Origin of the sequence: Agreia sp., from assembly GCF_964263775.1 — a bacterium.
Taxonomy (GTDB): Bacteria; Actinomycetota; Actinomycetes; order Actinomycetales; family Microbacteriaceae; genus Agreia.
The window spans coordinates 1-16,121 of the sequence record NZ_CAXVWM010000132.1; the positions used below are offsets into that span (position 1 = coordinate 1).

16 protein-coding genes and 1 tRNA gene are annotated in these 16,121 nt (G+C 66.4%); 13 read left to right on the forward strand and 4 right to left on the reverse strand.

What is annotated here, in order from left to right; genetic code table 11:
* From ACE5CZ_RS10170 to cls, 4 genes are all read left to right on the forward strand, one after another.
* A partial coding sequence (locus ACE5CZ_RS10170; RefSeq protein WP_374947213.1) for a lysine--tRNA ligase occupies nt 1–991 on the forward strand: 991 nt, incomplete at its 5' end.
* Between the two features lie 10 nt (nt 992–1,001).
* The gene (locus tag ACE5CZ_RS10175; RefSeq protein WP_374947214.1) at nt 1,002–1,163 is read left to right on the forward strand and encodes a hypothetical protein; all 162 of its coding nucleotides are present in this window, start codon (nt 1,002–1,004) and stop codon (nt 1,161–1,163) included.
* Between the two features lie 59 nt (nt 1,164–1,222).
* Nucleotides 1,223–1,420 (forward strand): hypothetical protein, encoded by a 198-nt coding sequence (locus tag ACE5CZ_RS10180; RefSeq protein WP_374947215.1) that lies wholly within the window; start codon nt 1,223–1,225, stop codon nt 1,418–1,420.
* Nucleotides 1,421–1,519: 99 nt separating this feature from the next.
* Nucleotides 1,520–2,983: a cardiolipin synthase gene (cls, locus tag ACE5CZ_RS10185; protein WP_374947228.1), complete on the forward strand. Its 1,464-nt coding sequence runs from the start codon at nt 1,520–1,522 to the stop codon at nt 2,981–2,983.
* Between the two features lie 34 nt (nt 2,984–3,017).
* Here the strand turns inward: cls and ACE5CZ_RS10190 are convergent, their stop codons facing one another.
* Together ACE5CZ_RS10190 and ACE5CZ_RS10195 are read right to left on the reverse strand one after the other, a co-directional pair.
* Complete coding sequence (locus ACE5CZ_RS10190; protein WP_374947216.1) at nt 3,018–4,046, reverse strand: pirin family protein; 1,029 nt, start codon at nt 4,044–4,046, stop codon at nt 3,018–3,020.
* A gap of 61 nt (nt 4,047–4,107) precedes the next feature.
* Nucleotides 4,108–5,001, reverse strand: coding sequence for an SDR family oxidoreductase (locus tag ACE5CZ_RS10195; RefSeq protein ID WP_374947217.1), 894 nt, complete (start codon nt 4,999–5,001; stop codon nt 4,108–4,110).
* Between the two features lie 77 nt (nt 5,002–5,078).
* Here ACE5CZ_RS10195 and ACE5CZ_RS10200 point away from each other — a divergent pair, with 77 nt between their 5' ends.
* From ACE5CZ_RS10200 to ACE5CZ_RS10230, 7 genes are all read left to right on the forward strand, one after another.
* Nucleotides 5,079–5,984: an SMP-30/gluconolactonase/LRE family protein gene (locus tag ACE5CZ_RS10200; RefSeq protein WP_374947218.1), complete on the forward strand. Its 906-nt coding sequence runs from the start codon at nt 5,079–5,081 to the stop codon at nt 5,982–5,984.
* Between the two features lie 86 nt (nt 5,985–6,070).
* Nucleotides 6,071–8,599, forward strand: a complete 2,529-nt coding sequence (locus ACE5CZ_RS10205; protein WP_374947219.1) for an ATP-dependent Clp protease ATP-binding subunit — start codon at nt 6,071–6,073, stop codon at nt 8,597–8,599.
* 171 nt (nt 8,600–8,770) lie between these two features.
* Nucleotides 8,771–9,463, forward strand: coding sequence for a nicotinamide riboside transporter PnuC (gene pnuC / locus ACE5CZ_RS10210; RefSeq protein ID WP_374947220.1), 693 nt, complete (start codon nt 8,771–8,773; stop codon nt 9,461–9,463).
* Nucleotides 9,464–9,521: 58 nt separating this feature from the next.
* Complete coding sequence (locus ACE5CZ_RS10215) at nt 9,522–10,052, forward strand: amino-acid N-acetyltransferase (RefSeq protein WP_374947221.1); 531 nt, start codon at nt 9,522–9,524, stop codon at nt 10,050–10,052.
* Nucleotides 10,053–10,086: 34 nt separating this feature from the next.
* On the forward strand, nt 10,087–10,602 hold the full coding sequence (locus ACE5CZ_RS10220) for an 8-oxo-dGTP diphosphatase (protein ID WP_374947222.1): 516 nt from the start codon (nt 10,087–10,089) through the stop codon (nt 10,600–10,602).
* A gap of 9 nt (nt 10,603–10,611) precedes the next feature.
* Entirely contained in the window at nt 10,612–11,268 is a 657-nt protein-coding gene (locus ACE5CZ_RS10225) for a hypothetical protein (RefSeq protein ID WP_374947223.1), read from the forward strand.
* Nucleotides 11,269–11,312: 44 nt separating this feature from the next.
* Nucleotides 11,313–12,869, forward strand: a complete 1,557-nt coding sequence (locus tag ACE5CZ_RS10230; protein ID WP_374947224.1) for a carboxylesterase/lipase family protein — start codon at nt 11,313–11,315, stop codon at nt 12,867–12,869.
* 23 nt (nt 12,870–12,892) lie between these two features.
* Here ACE5CZ_RS10230 and radA read toward each other — a convergent pair whose 3' ends face one another.
* A complete protein-coding gene (gene radA, locus ACE5CZ_RS10235) occupies nt 12,893–14,425 on the reverse strand; it encodes a DNA repair protein RadA (protein WP_374947225.1) in 1,533 nt (510 codons plus the stop codon).
* Nucleotides 14,426–14,493: 68 nt separating this feature from the next.
* On the reverse strand, nt 14,494–15,273 hold the full coding sequence (locus ACE5CZ_RS10240) for a hypothetical protein (protein ID WP_374947226.1): 780 nt from the start codon (nt 15,271–15,273) through the stop codon (nt 14,494–14,496).
* A 191-nt stretch (nt 15,274–15,464) separates the two neighbouring features.
* Here ACE5CZ_RS10240 and ACE5CZ_RS10245 point away from each other — a divergent pair.
* Nucleotides 15,465–15,554 (forward strand) — tRNA-Ser (locus ACE5CZ_RS10245).
* A 346-nt stretch (nt 15,555–15,900) separates the two neighbouring features.
* A partial coding sequence (locus ACE5CZ_RS10250) for a hypothetical protein (protein ID WP_374947227.1) occupies nt 15,901–16,121 on the forward strand: 221 nt, incomplete at its 3' end.

The window sequence follows — 16,121 nt, forward strand, 5'->3', positions numbered from 1 at the left end:
CCTCGACCTGATCGTTCGCGACCAGGCGCGCGTTCTCGTGCGCACCCGGGCCAAGGCCGTCGCGTCGTTGCGACAGACCTTTGCCGAGCGCGACTACATCGAGGTCGAGACCCCGATGCTGCAGACCATGCACGGCGGCGCATCGGCCAGGCCGTTCGCCACGCACAGCAACGCGTTCGACACCGAACTGTTTCTGCGCATCGCGCCCGAGCTGTTTCTCAAGCGAGCCGTCGTCGGCGGCATCGATCGCGTGTTCGAGATCAACCGCAACTTTCGCAACGAGGGCGCAGACTCCACGCACTCGCCCGAGTTCGCCATGCTCGAGTCGTATGAGGCCTACGGCGACTACAACACCATGGCCGAGCTCACGCAGACCCTGATTCAGAACGCGGCGCTCGCCGTCGCAGGGTCGCATGTTGTGACCTGGGCAGACGGCACCGAATACGACCTGGGCGGCGAGTGGGATCGCATTAGCATGTACGGGTCGCTCTCGGATGCGGCCGGGGTCGCGATCACCCCCGAGACCCCCGTGGCCGAGCTGCAGCAGATCGCCGATCGCGAGGGCGTCGAGGTGCACCTGCCCAACCACGGCAAGCTCATCGAAGAGCTGTGGGAGCACTTCGTCAAGGGCGGGCTGGCGCGCCCCACCTTCGTTCTGGACTTTCCGCTCGAGACCAGTCCGCTCACGCGCGCCCACCGTTCCATTCCGGGCGTCGTCGAGAAGTGGGACCTCTACATCCGCGGATTCGAGCTCGCCACGGCATACTCCGAACTCGTCGACCCCGTCATCCAGCGCGAACGCTTCATCGAGCAGGCGAAGCAGGGCGCTGCCGGCGACGTCGAGGCCATGCGCCTCGACGAGGATTTTCTGCGCGCCCTCGAGTTCGGCATGCCGCCCTCCGGCGGGCTGGGTATGGGCATCGACCGCCTGCTGATGGCGCTCACCGGCCTCGGCATCCGCGAGACGATCCTGTTTCCGCTGGTCAAGTAAGGTCGGCACCATGAGCTTCTTCGGTGGCAACAAGAACCCCCTCGACGATGACAAGAAGAAGAAACCGGGCGAGGTGAGCAATGGGCGCCTGCTCGTGTGGATCGTCGCCGGCGGGGTCGCGCTCTACCTGATCGGCACCGGCCTGTACGGCATCATCACCAAGGGCGGCTGAGGCGCAGGGCGCACGGCAGCCGGGCTCCTCGACGGCGGCGGCTGCTAAACTCGCCCATCATGGATGACATTCTCGCCGGGCTGGGCGCTCTCGCCCCCACAGTGCTCGTCGGTCTCGTCTTCTGGCTCGTGATGTTCGTGATTCTGCGCGCCGACAAGCATGAGCGTCGGGCATTCTCGAAGATCGAGGCAGAAGAGCGGGCCAAGCTCGTCGCGGCGCAGGACGCGCCCGCGGCTGCACAGGCACCGCGCAGCTGAGCCACGGTTCCGGCGAACACTCACGGTTGCGCCGACACGCTACGGTTGTCGTCGGGCTCCTCGTTCGGGCCGAAGCCAAGGGGAGCGTGCGTGTTCGGAATCAGTGCAGCGGGCTGGGTTCTGATCGTCGGCGTGCTCATCGACTTTCTCGTGCGCGTCACGGCGATCATCGTCGTGCCCCGCAATCGCCGACCTGCCACGGCCGTGGCCTGGCTCATGGCGATCTTCTTTCTGCCCTACATCGGTGTGCTCACCTTCTTGCTGATCGGCAGCTACAAACTGCCCAAGAAGCGGCGCGAGAAGCAGCTGGCGATCAACCAGTTCATCCTCGAGACCACAGAGGGAATCGACCTGGTCACCAAGAACCACGCCTGGCCGCCATGGCTCGAATCGGTGGTCGAACTCAATCGCAACCTCGGTGCCATGCCGCTCGTCGGGGGCAACAACGCCAGCCTCATCGGCGACTATGACAAGTCGATCGCGGCCATGGCGGCCGACGTGGCTAAGGCGCGGCGCTACGTTCACGTCGAGTTCTACATCATGTCGTACGACGGCGCCTCCGAGGCCTTCTTCGACGCCCTGGGGGCAGCGGTCACACGCGGCGTGACCGTGCGCGTGCTGCTCGACCACATCGCATCCATTCGGTCGCCGCACCATCGCCGAACGACCAAGAAGCTGACCGAGCTCGGTGTGCAGTGGTCGTTCATGCTTCCGGTGCAGCCCCTGCGCGGCAAGTACCAGCGACCCGACCTGCGCAACCACCGCAAGCTGCTGATCATCGACGGCAAGGTCGGTTACATGGGGTCGCAGAACATGATCGACCGCAGCTACAACTCGCGCGGCAACATCCGTCGCGGCCTGCAGTGGCAAGACCTCATGACCCGCCTCGAGGGGCCGATCGTCGCCGGCCTCAATGCCATCTTCATCACGGACTGGTACAGCGAGACCAACGAGCTGCTGATGCGCGAGACCGATCCGATCACGCCCGACATCGTCGAAGAGGCGCCCGATTCGCTCGACTGCCAGGTGGTGCCGTCAGGCCCCGGTTTCGAGGGCGAGAACAACCTCAGACTCTTTCTCGCACTGCTCTACTACGCGCAGAACCGCATCGTCGTCACCAGCCCGTACTTCGTTCCCGACGAGGCGATGCTCTACGCCATCACCACCGCCACCCAGCGCGGCGTCGAAGTCGATCTGTTCGTGTCGGAGATCGGCGACCAGGGGCTCGTCTACCACGCCCAGCGCTCGTACTACGAGGCGCTCCTGCGCGCCGGCGTTCGCATCTACATGTACCGGTCGCCGTACATCCTGCACGCCAAACACTTCACGATCGACGACGACGTGGCCGTGATCGGATCGAGCAACATGGACATGCGCTCGTTCAGCCTCAACATGGAAGTCTCGCTCATGGTGCGCGGCCGCTCATTCGTCTCGGAGATGCGCGCTATCGAAGAGGGCTACCGCACCCTCAGTCGCGAACTCACCCTCGACGACTGGCTCACGCAGCCCCTGCGCTCGAGATTTCTCGACAACCTCGCCCGGCTCACCAGCGCGCTGCAGTAGTTCGGCGCTGCAGTAGCTCGGCGCCGATGGTCGCTCAGCGCCGGCGGGGCAGCAGCCGCACGGTCGGCAGCGCGGGCGCGGGGAGGGGCGCGCCGCTGTATCCGTGAGCATCCCGCGTGCCGGGGTCGCCGTGGGTGCTCGTGAAGCGCGCGTCCCGCGCATCCAAATCGCCGTCGCCGATCGCCTCGGCCTGCCAGGCGGCGCGGAACGCCACGATCTCCTCGTGGGTGCGTCCCACGAAGTTCCACCACATGACGATCTGCTCGCCGAACGGCTCGCCGCCTATCAGAATGAGCCGGGCGTCATCGTCGCCCGTGGCGATGGCGATACCGGATGCGCCTGCCTCGACGAACGCCAGCTCGGTGCGGGCGACGGGCGTTCCATCGATGGTCACCGACCCCGTGTCGACCAAGACGCCGTGCTCGTCGCGGGGATCTACGGCGAGCTCGATGCGGGTGTTTCGTGGCAGGTCGATCTGGGCGGCGACCACGCGGGTGAACGTGGTCGCAGAGGCCGTGACGCCGGCGACCGTTCCGAAGAAGACCTGCACGCTGGCTCCGCCGAGGGTCGTGACCACGGCGGCGTGGCTCTCGAAGAAGGGCTCGACCTCGCGGGCGGCCTCGGGCAGGGCGAGCCACAACTGAACCCCGCGCAGCAGCGTCGTGGCGTCTGTCGACACCTCGGAGTGGCTGATGCCGCGGCCGGCCGTCATCAGGTTGAGTTCACCGGGGCGTACCAGGGCGTGGCTGCCGACGCTGTCGCGGTGTTCGATCTCGCCGTCGAACAGCCAGCTGACGGTCTGCAGGCCCGTGTGCGGGTGCGGCGGCACCAGCATGCCCGTGCCCGTCTGCACGTCTGTCGGTCCATAGTGGTCGACGAAGCACCAGGCGCCGATCATGCTGCGCTCCCTGCTGGGCAGCGTGCGGCGCACGGTCATGGCCCGAGGGCCGCCGAGGGGCACCTCGCGGGGGGCGAGAATGGCGACGGCGAGCGGCTCTCGGCCGTGCACATCGTCGTCGTCGCCGATGAGGAGCTCGTTCGGATTCTTCTCGAGATTGCTCACGATCGAAGCCTAGACGCGATCCGTCGGTGCGGGGGAGACACCCGTCTCCCCCGCGCGCGGGTTACGGCGTCGGCGATCCGCCGTTCACGTTGAGCGTCTCGCCGACCACATAGCTGGCCTCCGGCGAGGCCAAGAAGACATAGGCCGGCGCGAGCTCGGCGGGCTGGCCCCAGCGCCCCAGCGCGGTCGACTCACCCACAGCGGGCAGCAACACCGGCGGCTGCCCGCCGGCGGTCTGCAGCGGCGTCCAGATCGGCCCGGGCGCCACGACGTTGACGCGGATGCCCTTCGGGGCGAGTTGCTGGGCCAGAGCCTTGGAGAACGCGTTGATCGACGCCTTGGTTGTGGCGTAGTCGACCAGCATCTCGCTCGGAGCGTACGCCTGAATCGACGAGGTGTTGATGATCGCCGAGCCCGGCTTGAGGTGGGGGAGCGCGGCCTTCGTGATCCAGAACATGGCATAGACGTTGGTCTTGAACGTCTCGTCGAACTGCTCGTCGGTGATCTCGTCGAGCGACTCGCGAAACTGCTGCTTGCCGGCGTTGTTCACGACGATGTCGAGGCCGCCGAGGCCCTCGACCGCCATGGCGACGATTTCGCGGCAGACCGCGGGGTTGACGATGTCGCCGGGCAGGGCGACGGCAATGCGGCCCTCCGCCTCGATCAGACCGACGATGCGCTGGGCGTCTTCTTTTTCTTCGGGAAGATAAGAGATCGCCACGTCGGCACCCTCGCGGGCGTACGCGATGGCGACCGCTGCTCCGATTCCGGAATCGCCTCCGGTGATGAGGGCCTTCCGACCCGAGAGCCGTCCTGTTCCGCGATAGGTCTTCTCGCCGTGGTCGGCCTTGTCGCGCAGCTTGGCGTCGAGGCCGGAGCCTTCCTGGTACTGCGCCTTCGTGTCGATGTCGGCGTACATCTTGGTGGGGTCCTGGAGTGTGTACTGATCAGTCATCTATCAAGGGTAGGTGGGCGTGAAAAGGCGCAAAGGGGTGGTTGCGAAGCTCCCGGGAGCGTGCTTGACTCCCGCCCGTGACGAACTCAGCCGTGGCCATCTCCGTCTTTCGCACCGCGCGTGCCATCCTCGGCGAGAGCCTCGCGTGGGAGCCCTCGACCGGTTCGATGCTGTGGTGCGACATCAGCGCCGGCCTCATCCATCGCAGCCCGCTGTCGGGCGCGGTCGACGGCTCCGACGACGAGGTCATCTCCCTTCCGGCACCCGTCTCTTCGTTCCATCCGGCACGGCTGCCTTCGGGTGACGGGCTCGTGGTCTCGTTAGGCGATCGGGTCGTGACGACGAACGCCCACGGCGGCGACCTCAGCGAACTCGCGAGAATCGACCACGCGCATCCCGGCCTTCGCCTGAACGAGGGCAAGGTCGACCCGGCAGGCCGCTGGGTCACCGGTTCGATGGATGTGACTCGCGGCGAACCCGACGGCGCGTTCTACTCGGTGACTGCCGACGGGGCGGTGCGCATCCTGCTCGGGGGAGTCGCCACGGCCAACGGCATCGATTGGTCGGCCGACGGCACGCGCATGTTCTTCACAGACACGGGCGTCGGCACCGTCTACTCGGCCGACTACACGGTGGGCGGCGACATCGAGAACCCCGAGCCGCTGCTCACGGGCGCGCCGCACGACGGCCTCGCGATCGACGACGACGGATGCCTGTGGGGCGCCCTCTACGGCGAGGGTCGCGTCGTGCGCTACAGCGGTACGGGCGAAGAACTGTTCTCTGTCGAACTCGACGCGCCGAACCTCACCTCGGTCGCGTTCGGTGGGCCGTCTCGGTCGACGCTCTACGTGTGCAGCGCGCGCGAGAACCTGACCGAAAAGCAGCTCGTCGCGCATCCGTCGTCGGGGTCGGTGTTCGCGATCGAGACCGCCACGACCGGCCGGGCGCCGTACGTGTTCGGGACGGCACCCGGTCACGCCTAGGGCGAACAGAGCAGTATTCGCGGTCGGCGCTGATTAGCATCAGTACATCGAGCGCCATCCTGCCCTGGTGTTCAAGGAGATCAGACATGTTTGAGAGATTTACCGACCGAGCTCGCCGCGTCGTCGTTCTGGCCCAAGAAGAGGCCAAGATGCTCAACCACAATTACATCGGCACCGAGCACATTCTGCTCGGACTCATCCACGAGGGAGAGGGCGTCGCCGCGAAGGCGCTCGAGTCGCTCAACATCTCGCTCGACGCGGTGCGCGAGCAGGTTCAAGACATAATCGGCCAGGGCCAGCAGCAGCCCACCGGTCACATACCGTTCACCCCCCGAGCCAAGAAGGTGCTCGAGCTCTCGCTTCGCGAGGCCCTGCAGCTCGGCCACAACTACATCGGCACCGAGCACATCCTGCTCGGCCTGATCCGCGAGGGCGAGGGCGTCGCAGCCCAGGTGCTCGTGAAGCTCGGCGCCGACCTCAACCGGGTGCGCCAGCAGGTCATCCAGCTTCTCTCTGGCTACCAGGGCAAGGAGCAGGTCGCCGTTGGCGGAAACGACGCCACTCCCGACAAGGGATCGCAGGTTCTCGACCAGTTCGGCCGCAACCTCACGCAGGCGGCGCGCGACAACAAGCTCGACCCGGTCATCGGGCGAGAAAAAGAGATCGAGCGGGTCATGCAGATCCTGTCGCGCCGATCGAAGAACAACCCCGTTCTCATCGGTGAGCCGGGCGTCGGCAAGACCGCCGTCGTCGAGGGCCTCGCCCAGGCGATCGTCAAGGGCGATGTTCCCGAGACGCTCAAAGACAAGCAGCTCTACTCGCTCGACCTCGGTTCGCTCATCGCCGGGAGCCGCTACCGCGGTGACTTCGAGGAGCGCCTGAAGAAGGTCACCAAAGAGATCCGCACTCGCGGCGACATCATCGTGTTCATCGACGAGATCCACACCCTCGTCGGCGCGGGAGCCGCAGAGGGCGCGATCGACGCCGCGTCGATCCTGAAGCCTCTGCTGGCCCGTGGAGAATTGCAGACCATCGGTGCCACCACGCTCGACGAGTACCGCAAGCACTTCGAGAAAGACGCCGCCCTCGAGCGTCGCTTCCAGCCCATCCAGGTCGCCGAGCCGAGCCTGCCCCACACGATCAACATCCTGAAGGGCCTGCGCGACAAGTACGAGGCATTCCACAAGGTATCGATCACCGACGGCGCCATCGTGGCCGCGGCCAACCTGGCCGACCGCTACGTCGCCGACCGGTTCCTGCCCGACAAGGCGATCGACCTGATCGACGAGGCCGGCGCTCGCCTGCGCCTGTCGATCCTGTCGGCACCGCCCGAACTGCGCGAGTTCGACGAGCGCATCGCCGGGGTCCGCGGCCAGAAAGAGGCCGCGATCGAAGATCAAGACTTCGAGAAGGCCGCAAGCCTGCGCGACGAGGAGAAGAATCTCCTCGGCGAGCGCCTGCGCCTCGAGAAGCAGTGGAAGTCGGGCGACGTCAAGACCTCGGGAATCGTCGATGAGGGGCTGATCGCCGAGGTGCTCGCCCAGGCCACCGGCATCCCCGTCTTCAAGCTCACCGAAGAGGAGTCCTCGCGACTCGTCTTCATGGAGCGCGCCCTGCACCAGCGTGTCATCGGGCAGGAGCAGGCCATCGAGGCTCTGTCGCGAACCATCCGCCGCACCCGGGCGGGGCTCAAAGACCCCAAGCGCCCCTCGGGCTCGTTCATCTTCGCCGGCCCCACGGGCGTGGGCAAGACCGAGCTGGCCAAGGCCCTTGCCGAGTTTTTGTTCGACGACGAAGACGCCCTGATCTCGCTCGACATGTCGGAGTACGGAGAGAAGCACACGGTCTCGCGGCTGTTCGGTGCCCCTCCCGGATTCGTCGGCTTCGAAGAGGGTGGCCAGCTCACCGAGAAGGTGCGCCGCAAGCCGTTCAGCGTGGTGCTGTTCGACGAGATCGAGAAGGCTCACCCCGACATCTTCAACTCCCTCCTGCAGATTCTCGAAGAAGGGCGCCTGACCGATGGCCAGGGTCGGGTGATCGACTTCAAGAACACCGTCATCATCATGACCACGAACCTCGGAACGAAGGGAATCTCCGGAGCCCCCATCGGGTTCCAGAGCGACAGCAACGTCGAGACCACGTACGAGCGTATGAAGGCGAAGGTGAACGAAGAGCTGAAGCGTCACTTCAAGCCCGAGTTCCTCAACCGCGTCGACGACACGATCGTGTTCCCGCAGCTGTCGAAGAGCGAGCTGCTGCAGATCGTCGACCTGTTCATCAAGCGTCTGCGCGACCGCCTGCTCGACCGCGACCTGTCGATCGAGCTCACGCAGTCGGCGAAAGAGCGCCTCATCGAGGTCGGCTTCGATCCCACTCTCGGAGCGCGTCCGCTGCGTCGCGCCATCCAGAACGAGGTCGAAGACCGTCTCTCCGAGCGCATCCTGCACGGCGAACTGAACGCGGGCGACCATGTGCACGTCGACTTCATCGGCACCGAGTTCGTGTTCACCACGACCCGCCGTGCGGGTGTCGACGACGAGCTGGCGACAGTCGGTGAGATCGCGGCCTCGTCTGCGGCCGCCGCCGCATCCACCGGCCCGACCGACGCCCTGTAAGACGACCAGCGCCGCACACCAGCACGGTGCTACGCGAATGCCGCGTTCCGATTTTCCGACACGGGAATCGGAGCGCGGCATTCGCGGTTTGGCACGCCGCGTGAGGGAATGGCGGGGCACCGCGCGGCGTTGTGTCGCTGTGGCCCACGGGGTCGAGAGAGAGGGCGCGTTGTGGACGTTCTGAACTGGCTGTTCAATGCGCAGCTGCACATCGGCGACCAGACGATCCTGTGGCGCGAGGTGCTCGGCAACGTCTTCGGGCTGCTGAGCGCACTCGGCGGCATGCGACGCAAGGTCTGGGCGTGGCCGGTCGGCATCCTGGGCAACGCCCTTCTCTTCACGGTGTTCCTGGGAGCCGTCTTCGGCACGCCGAACCCGGTGAACCTCCTCGGCCAGGCAGGGCGACAGGTGATGTTCATCGTCGTGTCGATCTACGGCTGGATGCGCTGGCAGCAGGCGAAACACGACGGGGGCGCGGCGGTGAGTCCGCAGTGGGCGGGCTGGAAGAACCGCGTCTGGCTCGCGGTCGCCCTCGTCGGCGGCACCGCGATCATCACGCCGCTGTTTCAGCTGCTCGGCTCGTACGAGCCCGTCTGGGCCGACGCGTGGATCTTCGTGGGCTCGCTCCTCGCCACCTTCGGCATGGCGAAGGGCTGGGTGGAGTTCTGGCTCATCTGGGTCGCGGTCGACGTGGTCGGGGTGCCGCTGCTGGTGTCGGCCGGGTATTATGCGTCGGCCTTCATGTACGTGTTCTACGGAGCTTTCACCATCGTGGGCTTCATCGTCTGGTCGCGCATCCGTCGCAGCGAGAACCTCACGATCGAGACTCGCTTTCCCGACCCCACGGTGCGCACGGAGTCGTGATCGCACGAATCGCGGTCTCGTGCGCGAGAATGGTTCGAACTGGCAATAGGCTTGTTCGATGCCCGAAGTGACGATGGCCGCACCCACCTACACGGTGCGGCGCGCGCAGACGAGTGATGTGCCGTGGATCAAGGAGCTCGTGGAGCCCCTCGTTCAGCGACGAATCCTTTTGGGCAAAGAGCTCGTCGTCTTCTACGAGGCGGTGCAGGAGTTCTACATCGCCATCGATGACAAGGGCAACCGCATCGGCTGCGGCGCCCTGCACGTGTTCTGGGACGACCTCGGTGAGGTGCGCACCCTGGCCGTGTCCGATGCGTGGCTCGGCCGGGGCGTGGGTCGCGCGCTGCTCGAGGCGGTCGAGCTCGAGGCGCGTCGCCTCGGCCTCACGCGCCTGTTCTGCCTCACCTTCGAGGTGGGCTTCTTCGAGCGCAACGGATTTCTCGCGTCGCCGCTCGGCCTCGTCGCTCCCGAGGTCTATTCCGAGCTCGTGCGCTCGCCCGACGAGGGTGTCGCCGAGTTCCTCGACCTCGCCCGGGTCAAGCCGAACACCCTGGGCAACACGCGCATGCTGAAGCACCTCACGGCGTAACGTGCCGAACCTGTGCCGCGGGTAGCCTGCTGCAATGACATCCTTCCAGGTCTGCGTCTGCTTCATCACTCGCAGAGACGAACGCGGAACGCGCCAGGTTCTGCTCGGGCGCAAGAAGACAGGGCTCGGACTCGGCAACATCGTGGGCCTCGGCGGCAAGATCGAGCCGGGCGAGACCTCGCTCGACGCGATCGTGCGCGAGATCGAAGAGGAGTCCAGCCTGGTCGTCGACCCTGCCGCCGCCTCCGAGGTGGGCTTCATCCGGTATTCCTTTCCTTCTCGCGAGAGCTGGAGCCAGGATTCGACCGTGTTCGTCGTCGACACGTTCTCGGGCACGCCCCAGGAGTCCGACGAGATCGTGCCAGACTGGTACGACGTCACCGACCTGCCGCTCGACGGCATGTGGGACGACGCCAAATACTGGCTGCCGCAGGTGCTCGCCGGCGAGACCGTGCACGCGAGCTTCACGTTCGGCGAAGACCTGAAGACCGTCTCCGAATTGTCGTTCGAGACCGCGCCAATGCGGGTGTCTGGTCGACCGGACTCGTAGCCTAGGGGCATGTCGACGATCAAGAGTCCCGTCGGACCCGAGCCGAGCAAGGTCTACTGGCGGCGGCGCGTGCTCGTGCTCGCCGGTATTCTCGCCGTGGTCGTCATCATCGTGCTCATCATCGTGCGCCCCGGATCATCGTCGGAGGTCGGCAGCTCCACGACATCCGCGATCTCGGCCTCGCCGTCGGCCAGCACGCCGCCCACGACGCCGACCGTGCCGCAAGACGTCGCGGCCGAGCCCCTCGCCGACGGTAAGGCGCCCGCGTGCGATCCGGCGAGCATCCAGGTTACGCCGGTGACCGACGCCGACACGTACGCCGCCGGCGTCACCCCGCAGCTGTCGATCACGCTCACGAACGCGGGGGCCGCGGCCTGCTCGATCAACGTCGGCACCGCGCAGCAGGTCTACACGATCAGAAGCGGTGAAGAGCAGTATTGGATCTCCACCGACTGCCAGACCGACCCCAGCGACCTGCCGACCGTGATCGAGGCCGGCGCCACGCTCGCCTCCACGCCCTTCGCCTGGGACCGCACCCGCTCGGCGGCCGACACGTGCGGTTCGACAGAGCGTCCGCAGGTGCCTGCCGGGGGCGCCTCGTATCACCTCGACGTGTCGATCGGCGGGTTCGGCTCGTCGGTCAGCGCGCAGTTCATCCTCGGTTAGCCGGTGCGGCTCGATTCTTCATCCCGCGGCACGAGCATCGGCGCATGACCCGGCACAGTGACATCCACGAGCTCGAGGTTCGCACCCGGTCGGGCGTCGTGCGGGGCGTGAGACGGTCTCGCATCGACGCGTGGCGTGACATCCCCTATGCCGGCGCCCCGACCGGCGAGTTCAGATTTCGGGCGCCTCGGCCGGCGCCTGCGTGGCGCGGCGTTCGGGATGCCTCAACGTTCGGACCGGTCGCCTGGCAGTCTCGCGAGGGCAACTTCGTGGGCGCGTCGAAGCACCAGGCGATGAGCGAGGACTGCCTCACCCTGAATGTGATGCGGCCCGCATCTGCGCAGGGCGGCGGGGATGCGCTGAGACCCGTGATGGTCTTCATTCACGGCGGCGCCTACGCGGTCGGGTCGAGCGCCGAATATCCGCGCAACGGCGAGGCGCTCGTGCGTGACGGCGGCATCGTCTACGTGAGCGTCAACTACCGGCTGAGTGCGCTCGGATATCTCGACTTCTCGCGGTTCTCGACGACAGAGCGGCCGATGGAATCGAACCTGGGACTGCGCGACCAGGTCGCCGCCCTCGAGTGGGTGCAGGCGAACATCTCGGCCTTCGGAGGCGATCCGTCGAACGTGACCGTGTTCGGCGAGTCTGCGGGCGGCAACGCGGTGACCACGCTGATGGCCACCCCATCCGCCCGCGGGCTGTTCGCCAAGGCGATCGCGCAGAGCGCGCCCACGAACGCGATCTATCCGCCCGAGTTGACGCAGCGCTGGGCCGATGAGTTCGTGGCTTTTCTCGCCGACCGCATAGAGCCCGGCGGAGTGGAGTCGACTTCGGTCGACGATGCGGGTGCATTGCTCACGCGGGCCGATCCTTCTGACCTCGTCGAGGCGGCGGTCGCGTTGACGCTGCTGACTCCTGACCGCGACCCGGGAACGATCGCCCTCTGCCCCGTGATCGATGGCGACTTCCTTCCCGAGCGCCCGCTCGACGCCTTCAAGTTCGGTCGTGCCGCTCCGATTCCGCTGATCATCGGCACCAACGATCGCGAGGGATCGCTTTTCACCGGTCGACTCGACATTCTCGCCACGACGCCGACGCGCATTCGGGCCATCTTCTCGCGCACCAGGAAAAAGGCTCGCAAGGCGATCAAGGCCGAGTATCCGGGACTTCCGGCCAAGCGCCCCGCCGCCGACTTCGCGGGAGACTACGCATTCTGGTACCCCACGGTGAAGGTCGCAGAGCGGCACTCGCGGTTCGCTCCGGTGCATTTCTATCGCTTCGACATCGCGCCCCGGCTCGTGCGACAGCTGGGGTTCGACGCCACCCACGGGCTCGAGCTGTTTGCCCTGTTCGACCGTATGAACGGATGGTTCGGTCGGGCGATGGGCGCGCTGGGTGGGCGGCGGGCGTTCATGAGAACGGGCGATCGGATGCGACTGCACTGGATCGAATTCGCTCGCAGCGGGCAGGTGCCCGGCTGGCCCGCCTACGACGAGAAGACGCGAACCACGATGATCTTCGACGCGGTCGATCGAGTCGAGAACGATCCGAGGGGTGCTCGGCGCGTGGCCTGGCAGGAGTTCGTGCCGCACGTGTGAGGTGGCCGGCGTGTGCCTGGCCGTCAGTCGCGGGTTCGGTCGGTCTCGACGAGGCGCAGAGGCGTGATCGGGGTCTCTCCCGGTGCTGGTGTTTTCTGCGGCGTCTTCGACTGCGGAGTTCGCGCCTGCTGAGTTCGCGTCTGCTGAGTTCGCGTCTGCGGACTCCGCGCCTGCACCGGGAACGAGCCCGTCGACGGGTGTGCCGGATTGACCCGGGAGCCCGGAGCAGGCTGCTTCTCGAACGCGATGCGGAATGCTCGGCGGATCTGGGTCTCGTCGGGGCCGAGGATGTCGGTGAACCCGAGGCGCCTCGCCTCGGTCATTCGCAGACCGGCCGACGCGACAGGACGTACTTCGCCCGCGAGGCTGATCTCGCCGAAGGCCGCGAACGTGTGGGGCAGGGCAAGATCGCTGTTGGCGGAGGCGATGGCGAGCGCGATGGCGAGGTCGGCCGACGGGTCGATGAGACGCACGCCGCCGACCGTCGACACGTAGACGTCTCGGTCGCCCAGCGGAATGGTGAGTCGACGTTCGAGCACGGCCAGTAGCATCGCCACCCGGGAGCCGTCGACCCCGTTCGTGACCCGGCGCGGGTTGGGAGCGGTGGTCTTGACCACGAGCGCCTGGATCTCGACGGGCATTGCGCGCCGACCGTCGAGCGCCACCGTGACGCACGTGCCGCTGACGGCCTCGCCGCTGCGACTCAAGAAGAGGCCGCTGGGGTCGGGAACCTCGGCGATGCCCTCGGCGGTCATCTCGAAGCAGCCGACTTCGTCGGTGGGACCGTAGCGGTTCTTGAGCGCACGAACGAAGCGCAGACTGGTGTGCCGGTCGCCCTCGAACTGGCAGACGACGTCGACGAGGTGCTCGAGAACGCGTGGGCCGGCGATCGATCCGTCTTTCGTGACGTGGCCCACCAGAATGACGGGAAGCGATCGCTCTTTGGCCACGCGGATGAGGGCTGACGCGACTTCGCGCACCTGGGTGGGGCTGCCGGCCGCACTGTCGATGGAGTTGCTGGCCACCGTTTGAACGGAGTCGACGATGACGAGATGCGGTTGCACCGCGTCGATCTGGCCGAGCACGGTCGACAGATCTGTCTCGGCGGCGAGCATGAGCGTGGGGGAGAGGGAGTGCGTGCGCTCGGCGCGCAGCTTGACCTGGCTGACCGACTCCTCGGCGCTGACGTAGAGAACCCGCAGATGCTCTTCGGCCGCCTTGGCCGCCACCTCGAGTAGAAGGGTCGACTTGCCTACGCCCGGTTCGCCCGAAAGCAGGATCGTGGCGCCGGGAACGAGCCCGCCCCCGAGCACACGGTCGAACTCGTGGATGCCCGTGGCCCAGTGGCTGGCGGCCTCCGTAGAGATCTCGGTGATGGGCTGCGCGATGCGCGTCTCGCTGAGCTTCGCTGCCTTTACGGTGCGGGCGATGCCCTCGTTCTCGGCGCTCGAGACGACGGTGCCCCAGGCCTGGCACTCGCCGCAACGGCCGACCCACTTGACGCTCTGCCAGCCGCACTCCGTGCAGCGGTACGCGTTGGGGTTTTTGGAGGCCATGCATCCACGATAGACGGCACCGACGACATCCGCCCGCCGCCGGTGGAGAGCGCCCGGCGACGCGCCGTCTACGCCTCGGGGTCTTCGCCGAAGCCGCTGTCGTGGCGGCCCTTGGCCGCGAGGGCCGCACCGCGCTCGGCGAGGCGCTGGCGCACCTCGGCCTGGGCCTCTTCGACGATCGTCGCGTCGAGCGGCACGTTCACGTTGTGCGGGTCGCCATGGTACTTCTCGATGTAGGCGTCGAGTTCGGGTCCCGAGGTCCACGACGTGATGAGGCAGTAGCGGGGTTCTGGGCTTGTATGCCAGACGGCGTGCCAGAAGCGCTGGGTGTCGACGATGAGCTGGGCGCCCGCGGGCAGCGCGATGCGCACCTCGGTCTCGGGGTCGAACCGGTTCTCGCGCAGGATCATGAACGAGTCGGCGTCGTCGGAGAGGTTGAAGAAGCCGCGCACGATCCAGCCGGTGCCGTCGGGATTGAGCCGGTTGTTGTCGTCTTGGTGCAGGTTGTACAGGGCGTTCGCGTAGGTGTTGGGCTGCAGTTCGATCACGCGGCAGCGGCCGATGTTGGCGCCGGGCTCTTCGGCGCGGGCCCTGAGGATGGGCGCGTGTTCGACGTTGGCCTGAACCCAGACGCCGTCTTTGTCGGTGCGGGGAGGGGTGTGGTTCCAGAAGCCGTTGCATTCCATCTCGCCGAAGGCCGAGGCCAGAGGGGCGAAGCGGGTCACTCCGGAGGATTTCCAGTCGACATACTCGAGATCGAGCCACTCCTGGGGGTCGGAGGCCTGGTCATGGCGGTCGAGGACGACGTAACCGGTCTCTTCGAATGCTGCGGAGCGGATGTAGCTCATAGAACTATGAACCCTTTCGGTGCGAGGGCACGCACGTGTCGACATGCCCAACTAAGGCAAGGCTAACACCTCGGATGCGCCGAAATCCGGCGCAGAACGGCTAGGTCGGGCGGCACCGGCAGAACCGCGCGGACCGATTTCTCCGCGTTGTGGATTCGCGCGAACCCCGGGTCTGCATTACACTCGTCCCCGGTACCGTGTCCGAGCGGCCGAAGGTGCAACTCTCGAAAAGTTGTGTGCTTGAAAGAGCACCGTGGGTTCAAATCCCACCGGTACCGCCACGATATAACCCCCTGAGTCCCTTGTAAACACTGGGAAGCAGGGGGTTTCGTTTTCCCGCTCACGCCGGTTTGCCCACTATCTGCCCACAAGCTCTCGCGTACGCGCCTCACCGAGCGTCACTTCGATGGCTTCGAGGTCTTCATCGCGGAGGTCTGAGTAGGTGCCGAGGTCATCGCTGCCGAGGCGGGCCCGAGCATGTTCTGGAGCACCTTTACGTTCGCGTCAGCCGCCACCGTTTCTGGCGTGCGACAGACGCTGTACAACCAGATCGTGGCGCTCACGGGTAACGTCGACGCAACTTAGACACTGACCGACAAAGTGTCTGGAGTACCGTCCGAGTCGCAGATGGCGGTCATCGGGGACGCAGCTAAGGCGACGTCGACCATCGATCAGTTCGTCAGGGATCTCGACAACATCCCCGGTCGACGTGACGTCGTCATCAGCGAAGTCATCCAGCAGACGGGTGCCCCGCGTAGGCAGGTTGGTGGGGCCTACAACGCGAGCGGCGCCGTGCTGAAGTTCTTCGCGAACGGCGGCACGAAGAACCACGTCGCCCGGATCGCGCG

Bases quoted from the DNA above. Each gene is read 5' to 3' on its own strand.
- ACE5CZ_RS10175 (WP_374947214.1), top strand. From the start codon at position 1,002: ATGAGCTTCTTCGGTGGCAACAAGAACCCCCTCGACGATGACAAGAAG.
- ACE5CZ_RS10180 (WP_374947215.1), top strand. From the start codon at position 1,223: ATGGATGACATTCTCGCCGGGCTGGGCGCTCTCGCCCCCACAGTGCTC.
- ACE5CZ_RS10195 (WP_374947217.1), bottom strand. From the start codon at position 5,001: ATGACTGATCAGTACACACTCCAGGACCCCACCAAGATGTACGCCGAC.
- ACE5CZ_RS10205 (WP_374947219.1), top strand. From the start codon at position 6,071: ATGTTTGAGAGATTTACCGACCGAGCTCGCCGCGTCGTCGTTCTGGCC.
- ACE5CZ_RS10215 (WP_374947221.1), top strand. From the start codon at position 9,522: ATGCCCGAAGTGACGATGGCCGCACCCACCTACACGGTGCGGCGCGCG.
- ACE5CZ_RS10220 (WP_374947222.1), top strand. From the start codon at position 10,087: ATGACATCCTTCCAGGTCTGCGTCTGCTTCATCACTCGCAGAGACGAA.
- ACE5CZ_RS10225 (WP_374947223.1), top strand. From the start codon at position 10,612: ATGTCGACGATCAAGAGTCCCGTCGGACCCGAGCCGAGCAAGGTCTAC.
- ACE5CZ_RS10230 (WP_374947224.1), top strand. From the start codon at position 11,313: ATGACCCGGCACAGTGACATCCACGAGCTCGAGGTTCGCACCCGGTCG.
- radA (WP_374947225.1), bottom strand. From the start codon at position 14,425: ATGGCCTCCAAAAACCCCAACGCGTACCGCTGCACGGAGTGCGGCTGG.
- ACE5CZ_RS10240 (WP_374947226.1), bottom strand. From the start codon at position 15,273: ATGAGCTACATCCGCTCCGCAGCATTCGAAGAGACCGGTTACGTCGTC.